Source organism: Isoptericola sp. NPDC057391 (assembly GCF_042668085.1).
Lineage (GTDB): Bacteria > Actinomycetota > Actinomycetes > Actinomycetales > Cellulomonadaceae > Isoptericola.
Window position 1 is genome coordinate 1 of the sequence record NZ_JBHVBO010000098.1, and the last position, 15,535, is coordinate 15,535.

Below are 15,535 nucleotides of genomic sequence, written 5' to 3' on the forward strand. Positions count from 1 at the left end.
CCGGTAGCCCGACGGCGTCCCCCAGGGCGGCCGCGTCCACGCGGCCGGGCGCGGGCCGCCGCGCGACGAGCCAGGGGTCCCGCACGCCGAGCTCGACGAGCTCGGCCCACGTCGCCAGCGCCCCGGCCACACCCGGCGCGGTGCAGGGGGCCACGAGCAGGACCACGTCCGCGGAGGCGACGAGCATCCGCGCGGCCGGGGTCCAGGCAGCGGGGCGGGGCAGGTCGAGCACCACGGTCTCGCCGCCGCGCAGCAGGCCGGTGCAGACGTCCACGACCACCGCGTCGTCGGGACGGGCGGGGCTCAGGCGGGCCCCGGAGAGCACGGGCACCGCGCGCCAGCGAGGCAGCGCGGCGACCAGCCCCACGCCGTCCACGTCCCCGCGGGCGGCGGCGAGCTCCGGCCAGCGGGCGCCCGGCTCGTCCTCGATGCCGAGCAGCACGTCCGCGCCGGGGCCGGGCAGGTCGAGGTCCACGAGGACCGCGCCCTCCTCCGCCCGCCGGAGCCCCTGGGCGAGGGCCGCGGCCAGGGTGCTCACCCCGGCGCCGCCGCACGCCCCGACGACGGCGACCGTGCGGCGCCCCCGTCCCGGTGCCCAGGGCGCGGTGCCCGGCGGGGGCCAGGCGGTCGTCGGCAGCGTGCTCGTCGGCCCCGGGCTCGTCGGCCGGGGCAGCGTGCGGGTGGGTGCGTCGTCCATGCGCCCCAGGCTGGTCGCCCCCGCTCGGCCGTCGGGCCGGCGGGCGCGGACCTGTGGACGACGGTCGCCTGGGGGCGGCCTCCGAGCGGCGTCAGGCCGCGGCGGCGTCCTCCGGGACGGTCGCGACGTCGTCGGCCGGCCGGCCGCGTTCGCGCTCCGCGCGCAGGGCAGGCACGAAGCAGAGCACGCCGAGCACGCTGAACGCGCCGCCGAGCACCATCGCGAGCGGCGTCGACGCGGTCTGCGCCACCCAGCCCAGCGCGGGCGACGCTACCGCGTACGCGGCGAAGGACACCATCGACGCCAGGGACAGCACGGTGGACCGGTTGTCCCGCTGCGCCTCGCGGTGCAGCAGGGCGTTGTACCCCGGGCCGGAGCTGCCGTGCAGCCCGTACGTGACCAGGTACGCGACGACCAGCATCGCGGGCCCGCCGGCGAGCCCCATCCACACCGCGCCGAGGCCGTTGAGGACGCGCGCCGCCATCGCCGTGCGGGCCACGCCGAACCGTCGGGACGCGAGGCCGCACAGGGCCGCGCCGAGCGCGAACGCCCCCCAGCCGACCGACGCGACCGGGCCCATGACGGCGCCGGCCTCGGCCTCGCCCCCGAGCAGCTCCGCCATCCGGACGGGTTGCAAGGACTCGAACACGACCATCGCCGTCGCCGCGAAGAGCTCCACCAGGAGCAGGCCGCGCAGCACCCGGTTGTCCCGGGCGAGGCGCAGGCCGGAGGCGACCACCGCGGGCATCTGCCGCGCGGAGCCGACGGTGGAACGGAACGCCGCACGCCACCGGCGTCGTCCGGCGGGGACCGGGCCCGTGCCGGCACCCGCGGGCCGACGCGGGGCCTCGCGCACGAGCACCGTGACCATCACGAGGTGCACGACGGCCAGCACCGCGTACGTCGCGTACGGCAGGGTGAGCGCCGACCACGCACTGAACGGGTGCCACCAGACCAGCCCGCCGGACACCAGCGCGCCGAGGGCGATCGACACCCCGAGCACGGTGCCCTGGTGCGCGAGCGTGCGGTCGACGTCGGCCCCGGGGTGCGTCGCGTGCACGGCGTCGACGAACCACGCCTCGAGCGGGCCGGAGTCCAGCGCCCGGAACATGCCCATGAGCGCGGCCGCCACCACGAACGCCCAGACCGACTGCGCCAGCAGGAACGTGGTGGCCGCCAGGACCTGCACCGCGGCCGAGGCGATGAGCATCGGGCGTCGCCCGACGGCGTCGGCGGTGCCGCCGGTCGGCAGCTCGAGCGCGAACACGACGAGGCCCGTCACCGAGGCGAGCGTGAGCGTCTGGGCCACGGTGAGGCCGCGCTCGATCGGCAGCAGCGTCGTGACGGTGACGACCAGCCCGACGGGGAACCACCGGGTGGCCGTGAGCAGGAGGAAGACGCGCTGCGGGCTCATGACCCGTCGCCCCTGCTCCCGGAACCGTCGTCGGCGGGGATGGTCTCGGTGCCGGGCACGTCGTCCGGCACGTCGTCCGCGTCCAGCGGGAAGAGGAACCGCCACAGCTGCAGGCGCCGCGCCCGGGGGTCGCCGGCGCCGACGCGCAGGTACTTGTTGACGACCGCCTCCAGCTCCTGCGCCATCGCGGCCGCCTGCTCGGGCGTGACGTCCACCCAGGTGTCGGTCATGCCGGCGACGTCCGTCCACTCCTTCGGCCAGCTGTCGGCGACGTCGAGCCAGTGGGCGTAGTGCGTGTCGAACTGGCGGTGGTAGTCGCGCACCAGCCAGCCGAGCGCCGTCTGCGCGTCCTCGTCGCCGCCGAAGTCGGAGTCGCGCCAGCCGTGGCTCTGGGTGGTCGCCGCCCAGAGCCGCTCCTTGCCACGCCCCTCCTCGGTGTCCGTCACGAGGCCGACGGACTCCAGCTTGCGGAGGTGGTAGCTGGTGGCGCCGGTGTTGGTGGACAGCTCGGCGGCGAGGGAGGTCGCCGAGGCCGGGCCGCCGCGCCGCAGCGCCCCGAGCAGCCGCGAGCGCAGCGGGTGGGCCAGGACCTTGGCGGCCTCGGCGGTGAGCTCGAGGTGGGTGTACGGGCGCTCCGGCGTCGGCTCCATGCGTGCACGATAACCATGCACAACTCCTGTGCACAAGACTTCTGCACAGGAGTTGTGCATGAGATCCGGCTCGACGCGGCGAGCCGCGCGGCTAGGCTCGCCCCGTGACCGACCAGCGACCCGGACCGCGCGAGGCGGCACCGGCGACCCCGCGGGCGCGCGTCGCGGCCTTCTTCGACCTCGACAAGACGATCATCGCCACGAGCTCGTCGGCCGCGTTCTCCAAGCCGTTCTACGCCGGAGGTCTCATCACGCGCGGCGACGTGCTGCGCAGCGCGTACGCGCACCTCCTCTTCTACGCGGGCAACGCCGACGCCGACCAGACGGAACGGATGCGCAAGCACCTGTCCGAGCTCGCCACCGGCTGGGAGGTGAGCAAGGTGCAGCAGATCGTCGCGGAGACGGTGCACGATCTCATCGACCCGTACGTCTACGCCGAGGCCGTCGAGCTCATCGCCGAGCACCACGAGCTCGGGCACGACGTCGTCATCGTCTCCGCCTCCGGCGCCGAGCTCGTCGAGCCGATCGCCACCGTGCTGGGCGCCGACCACGTCGTGGCCACCCGCATGGCCGTCGAGGACGGCCGGTACACCGGCGAGATCGAGTTCTACGCGTACGGGGAGCAGAAGGCCGAGGCCGTGCGCGAGCTCGCCGACCGGCGCGGCTACGACCTCGAGCGCAGCTACGCCTACTCCGACTCGGTGACGGACGCCCCGATGCTGGGCGCCGTCGGGCACGGCTTCGCCGTCAACCCCGACAAGACATTGCGCCGCGCGGCCGCCGAGAACGGTTGGGGCGTGCTCACGTTCTCGCGGCCCGTGGCCCTCCGCTCCGCGATCCGACCGCCCGCCGTGGCCCTCGCCGCGGGCGGCGTCGTCGTCGCCGGCGCCGCGGCCTGGTTGCTCCGCCGCTGGTGGCGGCGTCGGCACGCCTGAGCGCTTGCACACCTGCGCGGGCGGGCGTTCCATGGGAGGAGACAGCCGGACGCGGGACCCACGCTAAGGAAGTCCCCGGTTGAGGACCCACTCGGTGGGAACGACCCCACCCAGTGATCGGACCAAGCGCCTGCTACCCGCGTCCGGGCTGGCGAGAGCGGCGCTCGGACGACCAGTTTCCCGGGCGCCGTCCTCGTGCCCGGCCCCCGCGCCTCATCCGGCCGCTCCGACGGTCGGCGGGCCCGCCCACTCCTCCGCGAGGATGCCGTAGGTGTAGCCGTCCACCCAACCCAGCTCGTCGTGCCACGAGTCGCGGACGCCATGCTGCTCCCGCCGCATGCCGAGCTTCTCCATGACCCGCCACGACGCCGCGTTCGCGGCGAAGCAGCCGGCGGTCACGCGGTGCAGGCCCAGGTCGGTGAACGCGACGTCGAGCAGCGCGCCCGCGACGGCGGTCGCGATCCCCCGCCCCGCGTAGACCGGGTCCACGAGGTACCCGAGCGAACCCTCGGCCCGCCGCCACGCGTCGCTCCCCGGCTGCCCCATGCCGTCGTCCACGGACAACGACGCGGTGGCGACGACGACGCCGTCCAGGTCGGCCACGACCCTTTGGTCGTAGGGGTCGTCGAGCGCGCGGCGCCACGAGGCCCGCAGCCCGTCGGCGTCCTGCGTGGTGCGCAGCAGCCACCGCGTCACGTCCGGCTCGTTGCGCCACGCCAGCACCCGGTCGACGTCGCGGCTCGTCGGCACGCGCAGGCGGAGGTCGCCGACCTCGCGCGGCCAGGACACGTAGGGGGTCGTCATGGTCGACGTCTACCAGCCGCGCCCGGGGACGCGCAGCGGATTTCGACGGCGGGCCGGAGCGCCGGGGGTCCCGGGACCGGTTTTGCAAGGAGTGCGGCCGAACCGTGGGACGGCGTGACCCCGGTCACGCACGAGGTCTAGACTCCCGACGGCGGGGCCCCGCGGGGCGCCGTCGTCCCCGGGGTCGCGACGCGACGTCGCCCGCCGGGGAACGCACCAGCGACGATGCGCACCGGAGGTAAGCGTGCCAGAGAACGAGACCACCGCCCCCAGCCTCGAGAACCTGCTGCACGAGACGCGAGCGTTCCCGCCCAGCCCCGCCTTCGCGGCGCAGGCGAACGCCCAGGCGTCCCTGTACGAGGAGGCCAAGGCCGACCGGCTCGGGTTCTGGGCCGACCAGGCACGGGAGCTGGTCAGCTGGTCGACGCCGTTCACCCAGACCCTGGACTGGTCCGAGGCCCCGGTCGCGAGGTGGTTCGCCGACGGGAAGCTCAACGCCGCGTACAACGCGGTGGACCGGCACGTCGAGGCCGGGCTCGGCGACCGGGTCGCCATCCACTTCGAGGGCGAGCCGGGCGACACGCGCACCGTCACCTACGCGGACCTGCAGCGCGAGGTCTCCCGGGCCGCCAACGCCCTCACCTCGCTGGGCGTCACCAAGGGCGACCGGGTCGTCATCTACCTGCCGATGCTGGTCGAGTCGGTCGTCGCGATGCTCGCGTGCGCCCGCATCGGCGCGCCGCACTCGGTGGTCTTCGGCGGCTTCTCCGCCGACGCGCTGCGCAGCCGCATCGCCGACGCCGAGGCGAAGCTGGTCATCACGGCCGACGGCGGATACCGCCGCGGCGCGCCGTCCGCCCTCAAGCCCGCCGTCGACGAGGCGCTCGCGCCGAAGGACGGCGAGCCCGCCACCACCGTGCAGCACGTGCTCGTCGTGCGCCGCACCGAGCAGGACGTCGCGTGGACCGACGGCCGCGACGTCTGGTGGCACGACGCCCTGGAGCAGGCCGACCCGGTCCACGAGCCGATCGAGGTGGACGCGGAGCACCCGCTGTTCATCCTGTACACGTCGGGCACGACGGGGAAGCCGAAGGGCATCCTGCACACCACGGGCGGCTACCTCACGCAGGCGGCCTACACCCACAAGAACGTCTTCGACCTCAAGGCCGAGTCCGACGTCTACTGGTGCACCGCCGACATCGGCTGGGTCACCGGGCACACGTACGTCGTCTACGGTCCGCTGGCCAACGGCGCCACCCAGGTGCTGTACGAGGGCACGCCGGACACCCCGCACCGCGGCCGCTGGTGGGAGCTGATCGAGAAGTACAAGGTCTCGATCCTCTACACCGCGCCGACGGCCATCCGCACCTGCATGAAGTGGGGCGAGGACATCCCCGCCGGCTTCGACCTGTCGAGCCTGCGGGTGCTCGGCTCGGTGGGCGAGCCCATCAACCCCGAGGCGTGGATGTGGTACCGCCGCGTCGTCGGCGGCGACACCACCCCCATCGTCGACACCTGGTGGCAGACCGAGACGGGCGCCATCATGATCAGCCCGCTGCCGGGCGTCACCGCCACCAAGCCCGGCTCGGCGCAGGTCGCGCTGCCGGGCATCGTGGCCGACGTCGTCGACGACGAGGCCCGCTCCGTGCCCGACGGCGGCGGCGGGTACCTCGTGCTCTCCGAGCCGTGGCCGTCCATGCTGCGCGGCATCTGGGGCGACCTGCAGCGGTTCAAGGACACCTACTGGTCGCGGTTCGAGGGCCTGTACTTCGCCGGCGACGGCGCCAAGAAGGACGAGGACGGCGACATCTGGCTGCTCGGCCGCGTGGACGACGTCATGAACGTCTCCGGCCACCGCCTGTCGACGACGGAGATCGAGTCCGCGCTCGTCTCGCACGACGTCGTGGCCGAGGCCGCCGTCGTCGGCGCCAACGACGAGACCACCGGCCAGGCGGTCGTCGCGTTCGTGATCCTGCGCGGCGAGCACGCCGACCGCGCGTCCACGCCGGAGGGGGCCGAGGAGGTGCAGGCCGAGCTGCGCAACCACGTCGCCAAGGAGATCGGCCCGATCGCCAAGCCGCGCCGCATCCTCGTCGTGCCGGAGCTGCCCAAGACCCGGTCCGGCAAGATCATGCGCCGACTGCTGCGCGACGTCGCCGAGAACCGCACGGTGGGCGACGCGACCACGCTCGCCGACTCGTCCGTGATGGACCTCATCTCCGCAGGTCTCGCCAAGCCGTCGGCGGCCAACGAGGACTGACCTCGGCTCCCCGCGAGGTAGTTCAAGGCTCCGCGAGGTAGTGGTCCAGTCCACTACCTCGCGGAGCTTCGGACTACCTCGGCGAGAATGGGGTCGTGTCCACCTCGCCCGTCCAGCCCACCCTGTCCTTCGACCCCCTCGACCCGTCCGCCCAGGACGCCGTGCGCGCGCTCGCCGCCGCGGCGGCCGAGCGGGACGGCGTCGCCCCGCTCTCGGAGCAGCCGCTGCTCCGGCTGGGGACGGACGCCGACTGGCTGACGCACGTCGTGGCCCGCGGCGAGGACGGCGCCGTCGTCGGCTACCTGCAGGTGGACCGGGGCGGCGTCGACGCGAGCGCCGAGCTGGTGGTGCACCCGGACCACCGGCGCCGGGGCGCCGGGAGCGTGCTGCTGCGCACCGCCGAGCGCGACGCGCGGCTGCCGATGTTCTCGGGCGCCCCCGGCCAGCGCGGCAAGCCGCTGCGGGTGTGGGCGCACGGCGACCTGCCCGCGGCGCGGGCGTTCGCCGCAGCGCACGGCTACGCGGTGGCGCGCGAGCTGCTGGTGCTCGCGCGGCCGCTCGGTCCCGACGACGCGGCGCGCGACCTGCCGGACCTGCCCGGCCTCGCCCTGCGGACGTTCCGGCCCGGCGATGACGACGAGGCGTGGGTGCGCGTCAACGCCGCGGCCTTCGCCGACCACCCCGAGCAGGGCCGGCTCACGGTGGACGACCTGCACGACCGGCAGCGCGAGCCCTGGTTCGACGCCGACGGCTTCTTCCTCGTGGTGCCCGACGGCGAGGGGTCCGGCGAGCCGCTCGGTTTCCTCTGGACCAAGGTCGAGCCGGGTCCGGACGGTGCGCAGCAGGACGGCGAGATCTATGCCGTCGGCGTCTCCCCCGACGCGCAGGGCCGCGGGCTGGGCCGCGCGCTCACCGCCGTCGGGCTCCGCCACCTGGCACGCGTGGGCTGCGACCGCGCGGTGCTCTACGTGGACGGCGACAACGCGGCGGCGCTGGCCACGTACGCGAGCGCGGGCTTCGAGCGCGCCGCGGTGGACGTCCAGTACGCGCGTGCCGCGGGCGCGTAGCGACGGGGCGGAGAACTTCGTCACCCGCCGTTCACCTATCGGTGCCACGATGGGGGGCATGACTGCGTCGCGCCCCCGAACGTCCCGGTCCCGCGACGGACGCGGCGATCCCGCCGCGCCGGACGCCGTCGCGGCCGCCGAGGTGACGGACAGCCGGCCGCGCTCCACGGCCGTCGCGCCGTCCCGCCCCCTGGACCCGCAGCTCGCGGCCCACATCGCCGAGCACATCGCCGAGGAGCCGGGCCCCGACGGCGTCGCCGAGGCCGCGCTCGAGCCGCTTCCCGACGACCGCTTCGCGGAGCGCGAGCTCAGCTGGCTGGCGTTCAACGAGCGGGTGCTGGAGCTGGCGGAGGACCCGACGCTGCCGCTGCTGGAGCGCACCCGGTTCCTCGCGATCTTCGCGTCCAACCTGGACGAGTTCTTCATGGTGCGGGTAGCCGGCCTGAAGCGCCGCATCGCGACGGGCATCGCCGTCACCGCGGCGTCGGGCATGAGCCCGCGCCAGGTGCTGGGGGCGATCGGCGAGGGCGCGCACCGCCTGATGACGCGGCACGCGGAGGTGTTCCGCTCCGACGTGCAGCCCGCGCTCGACGCCGAGGGCATCACCATCGTGCACTGGGACCAGCTCGAGGCCCGCGAGCAGGAGCGCCTGCACAAGTTCTTCCGCAAGCAGATCTTCCCCGTGCTTACGCCGCTCGCGGTGGACCCGGCGCACCCGTTCCCGTACATCTCGGGGCTGTCGCTGAACCTTGCGGTCGTCGTCGCGAACCCCCTGACGGGCAAGGAGCACTTCGCCCGGGTCAAGGTGCCGCCGCTGCTGCCGCGGTTCATCGCCGTCGACGACCGCGGCCGCCCGTCGGCGCCCACGCCCACGCAGCGCGGGGGCACCCAGACGTCGTTCGTGCCGCTGGAGGAGGTCATCGCCCAGCACCTCGACCACCTGTTCCCGGGCATGGAGGTGCGCGAGAGCCACACGTTCCGCGTCACGCGCAACGAGGACGTGGAGGTCGAGGAGGACGACGCCGAGAACCTCCTGCAGGCGATGGAGAAGGAGCTGCTGCGCCGCCGCTTCGGCCCGCCCGTGCGGCTCGAGCTCGCGCACGGCATCTCCGCGCGCATCCGCGAGCTGCTGGTGCGCGAGCTCGGGGTGGCCGAGGAGGAGGTGTACGAGCTGCCCGCGCCGCTCGACCTCACGGGGCTCAACGTCATCGCCGACATCGAGCGCGCGCCGCTGCACTACCCGCCGTTCGTCCCGACGACGCACCGCCAGCTCGCCGAGGTGGAGTCGGCCACGGCGCGCGACGTCTTCGCCGCGATCCGCGAGCGGGACATCCTGCTGCACCACCCCTACGACTCGTTCTCCACGTCGGTGCAGACGTTCCTCGAGCAGGCGGCCGCCGACCCGGCGGTGCTCGCGATCAAGCAGACGCTGTACCGCACGTCGGGCGACTCCCCGATCGTCGACGCCCTGATCGACGCCGCCGAGGCCGGCAAGCAGGTGCTCGCGCTCGTCGAGATCAAGGCGCGCTTCGACGAGCAGGCCAACATCTCCTGGGCGCGCAAGCTCGAGGAGGCGGGCGTGCACGTCGTCTACGGGATCGTCGGCCTCAAGACGCACGCCAAGCTGTCGCTCGTGGTGCGCCAGGAGTCCGACGGGCTGCGCCGGTACTGCCACGTCGGCACCGGCAACTACCACCCGAAGACGGCCCGCCTCTACACCGACCACGGCCTGCTGACCTGCGACCGCGACGTCGGCCAGGACCTCACGCGGCTGTTCAATCAGCTCTCCGGGTACGCCCCGCAGTCGCGCTTCCACCGGCTGCTGGTCGCGCCCCGCGCCGTGCGGGCCGGCCTCATCGAGCGCATCGACCGCGAGGCCGACGCCGCCCGTGCCGGGCACGACGCGTGGGTGCGCATCAAGGTGAACTCCGCCGTCGACGAGGCCACCATCGACGCCCTGTACCGGGCCTCGCAGGCCGGGGTGAAGGTCGACCTGGTGGTCCGCGGGATCTGCGCGCTACGCCCGGGCGTGCCCGGCCTGAGCGAGAACATCCGCGTGCGCTCGATCCTCGGCCGCTTCCTCGAGCACTCCCGCATCTACGCGTTCGCGAACGCGGCCGGGCCGGCCATCGGCGAGGGGCCGGAGTCCGGCCCGGAGGTGTACATCGGCTCGGCCGACCTCATGCACCGCAACCTCGACCGGCGCGTCGAGGCGCTGGTCCGGATCGCCGACGAGGGCCAGGTCGCGGAGCTGCTGGAGCTCATGGACGCGTCCATGTCGGACGAGACCGCCACGTGGCACCTGCAGCCGGACGACACCTGGGTGCGGCACGCCGCCGGCCCGGACGGCGCACCGCTCGTGGACCTGCAGGCGCAGCTCGTCGCCCGTCACCGCCGCCGGCCCGAGCGGGCTCGATGAGGGCGCGGTGAGGGTGGCGCGGGTGCGCCGGGCGGCGGGCACGACGGCCTCCCCGCTCGTGGACAGGCTGGGGGCGACGTCGGTGGAGCACGCCCCGGTGATCGAGTCGGCGGGCGCGCTCGTGTGGCGCGAGCGCGACGGGCGGCTGCAGGTGCAGCTCGTGCACCGGCCGCGCTACGACGACTGGTCCTGGCCGAAGGGCAAGCTCGAGCCGGGCGAGTCGCTGAACACCGCCGCCGCGCGCGAGGTGGCGGAGGAGACGGGCAAGCCCGTGGTCCTGGGCGTCCCCCTGCCGGGGCTGCAGTACCTGACGCCCGAGGGGCGCGTGAAGCGCGTGCACTACTGGGCGGCCCGCCGAGCCTCCCGGACGGATGACGCCGCGGCCCTCGACGCGCGGTTCCCCGTGCAGCCGCCGTCGAAGGACGAGGTCGACAAGAAGGCGTGGCTTGACGTCGACGACGCCGCCGCGCGCCTCACGCGCCGCGCCGACCGCGGTCCGCTCGAGGCCCTCGTGGAGGCGCACGGCCAGGGCCGGCTCGCCACGCACGCGGTCGTCATCGTGCGGCACGGCAAGGCCGTCACCCGGGCGGCCTGGCACGGCGCGGAGCACGACCGGCCGCTGACGCCGGTGGGGTACGGCCAGGGCGCGGCCCTCGTCCCGGTCCTCGCGGCCTACGGCGTGACGTCCGTCGTCTCGAGCCGCTGGGAGCGCTGCGCGGCGACGATCGAGCCGTACGTGCGGGCGTCGCACGCCCGCCCGGAGCTCAGCGACCAGCTGGGCGAGGCCGAGCACGAGCGCTCGCCGTCCCGCGTCGCCGCGACGGTGCGCGACCTGCTCGAGTCGGGCCGGTCGGCGGTGCTGTGCACGCACCGGCCGGTGCTCCCGACGGTGCTCGACGTGCTGGGCCAGCACTCCCGCCGCGCCGTCGCGAACGTGCTGCCCTCGCGCGACCCGTTCCTTGAGCCGGGCGACCTGCTCGTCGCCCACGTGGCGACCACCGGCAAGGGCCCCCGCGTCGTCGCGGTCGAGAAGGTCACTCCCCCGGTCTACTGACCGCCGGCGGTCGTCGAGCCCGGCGTCAGGCCGGCGTCAGGCCAGCCAGGGGTGCAGGATCCACGTGGTCAGGGCGGCGACGGCCGCGGCGGCGGGGATCGTCAGCACCCACGCGGCGCCGATGTTCTTGGCGACGCCCCAGCGCACGGCGGACAGCCGGCGCGTGGCGCCGACGCCCATGATCGCCGAGGTGATGGTGTGCGTCGTCGAGACCGGCGCGTGGAGGATGAACGCGTTGGCGTAGAGCACCAGTGCCGACACCGACTCGGCCACGAAGCCGCGCGCCGGGTCGAGCTCGATGATGCGACGGCCGAGCGTGCGCATGATCCGCCAGCCGCCGGAGTAGGTGCCGAGCGAGATCGCGCCCGCGGCGGCGAGCTTGACCCACAGCGGGATCGTGCCGTCGGCGGCGGCCCACCCCACCGTCACGAGGGCCATGTAGATGACGCCCATGGTCTTCTGCGCGTCCTGCAGCCCGTGGCCGAGCGCCATGGCCGCCGCGGAGGCGGTCTGCGCGAGGCGGAACCGGCGCGTCACCCGCGAGGGGGCGGCGTTCCGGAAGATCCACAGCACGGCGACCATCACGAGGTAGGCGCCGACGAAGCCGATGAGCGGCGAGAACACCATCGGCAGCACGACCTTGTCGATGATCGACTGCCCGTAGATGGGGAGCCCGGCCGCCAGGCCCGCCCCGACGAGCCCGCCGATCAGCGAGTGCGTGGACGACGACGGCAGGCCGAACCACCAGGTGATGAGGTTCCAGGCGATGGCGCCGATCAACGCGCACAGCACCACGACGAGCGCGGTGTGGTTGGAGGCGTCCTGCAGGTCGACGATCGACGTCGCGATGGTCTCGGCGACCTCGGTGCCGAGGAGTGCGCCGACGAAGTTCATCACCGCCGCCATGCCCAGCGCGACCCGCGGCGTCAGCGCGCGGGTCGAGACGGAGGTGGCGATGGCGTTGGCCGCGTCGTGGAAGCCGTTGGTGTAGTCGAAGCCGAGCGCGATCGCGACGACGAGGACGACGAGAGCCGCCTCCACCGTCAGGACTCCTTGAGGGCGATGGTCTCGACCATGTTCGCGACCCGCTCGAAGGCGTCGGCGGCCTCCTCGAGCATGTCGACGATCTCCTTGAGCTTGATGAGCAGCACCGGGTCGGTGGTGTCGTCGAAGAGCTGCGCGATGAGCTCGCGGTGCAGCTTGTCGCCCTGGTTCTCCAGGCGGTTGATCTCGACCCAGTAGTCGGACAGCTGGTCCATCGAGCGCAGGCGCGGCATGGCCTCGGCGGTGAGCTCGGCGCAGCGCTGCAGCACCTGCACCTGCTCCGACACCCGCAGGGGCAGCTCGTCCACCTTGTACAGGACGATGAGGTCGCCGGCCTCCTCCATGGCGTCCATGCAGTCGTCGAGCGCGGACGCCAGGCCGTAGATGTCGTCCCGGTCGAACGGGGTGACGAACGTCTGGTTGAGGCGCCGCATGATCGAGTGCGCGGCGTCGTCGGCGACGTGCTCGGCCTCGTTGAGCCGGCGGACGATCCCCTCCCGCTCCTGCCGGGACGCCCCGAGCAGCTCCGCCAGCAGGGAGGCCCCCGTGACGTTGTGCTGCGCGAGCGTCGCCAGCATGTCGAAATAGGTCGTGTCGCGCGGTGTCAGGCGCAGGCGCACGTGTGGCTCCCGGATCGAGGACGCTGAGACTCTCACAGACTAGAGGTGGCCATCCTGGCGCGACCAGTTGAACGCGCGTTGAACGATCCCACCTGGCGGCTGCGGGAACTCGGGTGAGGTGCGACGCCGGACCGGGAGCGCCTCTCGGCGCGTGGCCGCTCGTAGCGGCTGAAGATGGAGCCCGGGGCTACCGCGGCCCGACGTCGCCCGAACATCGTAAGCCCGGGCGTCGGCGTGCTCCGAACACGCAGGTCAGCCCCGCCGGACGAGCCCGCCGAGGGGGGCGGGGCCTCAGTCGAGGGTGCCCGCCCGCCAGCCCGCCGCCGCGCGCTCCAGCTCCTCGGCGGTGCGCACCAGGTCGGCGGCTCCGCGCGTCATCCTCGTGGCGCCCTCGGGGTCCGCGACCTCGCGGGCGTCGGCGTCGAACGCCGCCCCCGTCGCGAGGATGCGGCAGAACGACGCGGCCCGCTCGAGCGCCACGGCCAGGTCACCGGCGTAGACGCCGGACAGGACGTCGTCCGCGAGCGCCCGCAGGTCATCGGGAGCGGGCGGGCGGGGCACGCCGGCCACCGCCTCGTGCACGGGGGCGGCGTCGACGCCGAGGCGGTAGCGCAGCCCCACGGTCCGCGCGTCGCGGCGGACCCACTCGCGCAGCACGTACAGCCGCCACAGCGCGCCGGGCAGCGACGCGGGCGCGGCGTCCGACCAGAGGGCCGCGACGACGTCGAGCCCTTCCCGCTCGACGAGGCGCACCAGGCGGTCCACGACGTCCGGGTCCTCGGCGGCCCGCGCCCGGTGCACGACGGCGCGCGCGGTGGTGTGCGCCACCTCGTCGCGCAGCGCGGGGTCGAGCGACCCGGGGATCTGTTCCGCGGTCTGCGGGTCGAGCATGGCGGGTCGGCGGTGCCTGCGCGGCTCGGGTGCGTCGTTCACCCCTCCAGTCTGGACCCCGGGGCCCGGGGCCCGGGGGCCGCTCACGCGTCCGACCTGCTCAGCGCGCCGAGAGGCGCACCCCGACCTAGCATCGAGGGACGCAAGGTCTGCCGAGCGGAGCGAGGACGATCATGACGAGCCCAGCACCAGGGACCGCGGCGCACAGCGCACACCGGAAGGCCACGGCGCTCGCCTTCGCCGCGGCGGTCGGTGGCTTCCTCTTCGGATTCGACTCGTCGGTGATCAACGGCGCCGTCGACGCGATCGAGGGCCAGTTCGACCTCAACTCGACCGTGACGGGGCTCGTCGTGGCGATCGCCCTGCTCGGCTGCGCGCTGGGCGCGTGGTCGGGCGGCAAGCTCGCCGACCGGTGGGGCCGCACCCACGTGATGGTGCTGGGCGCGGTGCTGTTCTTCGTCTCGTCGATCCTGTCGGCGATCGCGTGGAGCGCCTGGGACCTCGCGATCTGGCGGTTCATGGCGGGCGTCGGCATCGGCATCGCGTCCGTGATCGCGCCCGCGTACATCGCGGAGATCGCGCCCGCGGCGATGCGCGGGCGGCTCGGCTCGCTGCAGCAGCTCGCGATCACCGTCGGCATCTTCGCGGCCCTGCTGTCCGACCAGATCCTCGCGACGGCGGCGGGCAGCGCGGCGAACGAGCTGTGGCTCGGCTGGGAGGCGTGGCGCTGGATGTTCCTCGTCGCCGTGGTGCCGGCGGCCGTGTACGGCATCCTCGCGCTACGGATGCCCGAGTCGCCGCGCTATCTCGTGACGAAGGGGCGCGAGGACGAGGCCCGGACCGTGCTGGCGTCCGTGCTGGGGCCCGACGAGCACCCGGACGAGCGCATCGGGGAGATCCGCCGCTCGATCGCCGTCGACGAGGAGAACGCCGAGCTGGGCAGCCTCAAGGGCGACCGGTTCGGGCTCAAGCCCATCGTGTGGGTCGGCATCGTGATGGCGATCTTCCAGCAGTTCGTCGGGATCAACGTGATCTTCTACTACTCGACGACGCTGTGGCAGGCGGTCGGCTTCGACGAGTCGCAGGCGTTCCTCGTCTCGACGATCACGTCGGTCACCAACGTGGCCGTGACGTTCATCGCCATCGCCCTCATCGACAAGGTGGGCCGGCGTCCGCTGCTGCTCATCGGCTCGGCGGGCATGGCGGTCTCCCTGGGCCTCATGGCGATCGCGTTCACGCAGGCGACGTCCGTCGTCGGGCCGGACGGCGAGAGCACCATCCAGCTCGGCGCCCCGTGGAACGGCGTGGCCCTGGTGTGCGCCAACGCGTTCGTCGTCTTCTTCGGCGCCACGTGGGGCCCGCTGATGTGGGTGCTGCTGGGCGAGATGTTCCCCAACCGGATCCGCGCGGCCGCCCTGGGCGTGGGCGCGGCGGCGAACTGGATCGCGAACTTCGCGATCACGCTGACGTTCCCGCCGATGCTCGACACCTTCGGCCCCGCGGTCCCCTACCTCATGTACTGCATCTTCGCGGTGCTGTCGTTCTTCTTCGTGCTGGGCAAGATCCCGGAGACCAAGGGCGTCGAGCTCGAGGACATGGCGGGCGAGGCCTACAAGCGCGCCTGACGCCGCCCCTGCGCGCACCGGCCGACGGCCCGCGCCCCGCTCCACGGGGTCGCGG

The 15,535-nt window shown here is 74.0% G+C and carries 13 protein-coding genes; 6 read left to right on the forward strand and 7 right to left on the reverse strand.

Annotation, left to right across the window (positions count from 1 at the left end; genetic code table 11):
* The 3 genes from ACFUVW_RS12985 to ACFUVW_RS12995 all read right to left on the reverse strand — a co-directional run.
* The coding region (locus tag ACFUVW_RS12985; RefSeq protein ID WP_430571745.1) for a hypothetical protein at positions 1-697 on the reverse strand (697 nt) is incomplete at its 3' end.
* Positions 698-788: 91 nt separating this feature from the next.
* Positions 789-2,111, reverse strand: coding sequence for an MFS transporter (locus ACFUVW_RS12990; protein WP_430571746.1), 1,323 nt, complete (start codon positions 2,109-2,111; stop codon positions 789-791).
* Positions 2,108-2,761 carry a winged helix-turn-helix domain-containing protein gene (locus tag ACFUVW_RS12995; RefSeq protein ID WP_430571747.1) on the reverse strand — a complete coding sequence of 218 codons (654 nt, stop codon included), beginning with the start codon at positions 2,759-2,761 and terminating at the stop codon, positions 2,108-2,110. Before ACFUVW_RS12995 ends, ACFUVW_RS12990 begins: the two co-directional genes overlap by 4 nt.
* 104 nt (positions 2,762-2,865) lie before the next feature.
* Between ACFUVW_RS12995 and ACFUVW_RS13000 the strand changes: the two genes are divergently transcribed.
* Positions 2,866-3,696 (forward strand): HAD family hydrolase, encoded by an 831-nt coding sequence (locus ACFUVW_RS13000; protein ID WP_430571748.1) that lies wholly within the window; start codon positions 2,866-2,868, stop codon positions 3,694-3,696.
* Between the two features lie 213 nt (positions 3,697-3,909).
* Here ACFUVW_RS13000 and ACFUVW_RS13005 read toward each other — a convergent pair whose 3' ends face one another.
* A complete protein-coding gene (locus tag ACFUVW_RS13005) occupies positions 3,910-4,500 on the reverse strand; it encodes a GNAT family N-acetyltransferase (protein ID WP_430571749.1) in 591 nt (196 codons plus the stop codon).
* A gap of 244 nt (positions 4,501-4,744) precedes the next feature.
* Here ACFUVW_RS13005 and acs point away from each other — a divergent pair, with 244 nt between their 5' ends.
* The 4 genes from acs to ACFUVW_RS13025 all read left to right on the forward strand — a co-directional run bounded on the left by acs (position 4,745) and on the right by ACFUVW_RS13025 (position 11,300).
* Positions 4,745-6,760 (forward strand): acetate--CoA ligase, encoded by a 2,016-nt coding sequence (acs, locus tag ACFUVW_RS13010; RefSeq protein ID WP_430571750.1) that lies wholly within the window; start codon positions 4,745-4,747, stop codon positions 6,758-6,760.
* Between the two features lie 95 nt (positions 6,761-6,855).
* Positions 6,856-7,827 carry a mycothiol synthase gene (mshD, locus tag ACFUVW_RS13015; RefSeq protein ID WP_430571751.1) on the forward strand — a complete coding sequence of 324 codons (972 nt, stop codon included), beginning with the start codon at positions 6,856-6,858 and terminating at the stop codon, positions 7,825-7,827.
* A gap of 49 nt (positions 7,828-7,876) precedes the next feature.
* Positions 7,877-10,246 (forward strand): RNA degradosome polyphosphate kinase, encoded by a 2,370-nt coding sequence (locus ACFUVW_RS13020; RefSeq protein WP_430571752.1) that lies wholly within the window; start codon positions 7,877-7,879, stop codon positions 10,244-10,246.
* A gap of 7 nt (positions 10,247-10,253) precedes the next feature.
* Entirely contained in the window at positions 10,254-11,300 is a 1,047-nt protein-coding gene (locus ACFUVW_RS13025; RefSeq protein WP_430571753.1) for an NUDIX domain-containing protein, read from the forward strand.
* A 36-nt stretch (positions 11,301-11,336) separates the two neighbouring features.
* On the opposite strand, the gene ACFUVW_RS13030 is transcribed toward ACFUVW_RS13025, so the two are convergent.
* The 3 genes from ACFUVW_RS13030 to ACFUVW_RS13040 form a co-directional block, all read right to left on the reverse strand.
* Positions 11,337-12,341, reverse strand: coding sequence for an anion permease (locus ACFUVW_RS13030; RefSeq protein ID WP_430571754.1), 1,005 nt, complete (start codon positions 12,339-12,341; stop codon positions 11,337-11,339).
* Between the two features lie 2 nt (positions 12,342-12,343).
* The gene (locus ACFUVW_RS13035) at positions 12,344-12,964 is read right to left on the reverse strand and encodes a DUF47 domain-containing protein (RefSeq protein WP_430571755.1); all 621 of its coding nucleotides are present in this window, start codon (positions 12,962-12,964) and stop codon (positions 12,344-12,346) included.
* Positions 12,965-13,255: 291 nt separating this feature from the next.
* A complete protein-coding gene (locus ACFUVW_RS13040) occupies positions 13,256-13,855 on the reverse strand; it encodes a hypothetical protein (protein ID WP_430571757.1) in 600 nt (199 codons plus the stop codon).
* Positions 13,856-14,028: 173 nt separating this feature from the next.
* Between ACFUVW_RS13040 and ACFUVW_RS13045 the strand changes: the two genes are divergently transcribed.
* Positions 14,029-15,480 (forward strand): sugar porter family MFS transporter, encoded by a 1,452-nt coding sequence (locus ACFUVW_RS13045; protein WP_430571756.1) that lies wholly within the window; start codon positions 14,029-14,031, stop codon positions 15,478-15,480.
* Positions 15,481-15,535: the final 55 nt, after the last annotated feature.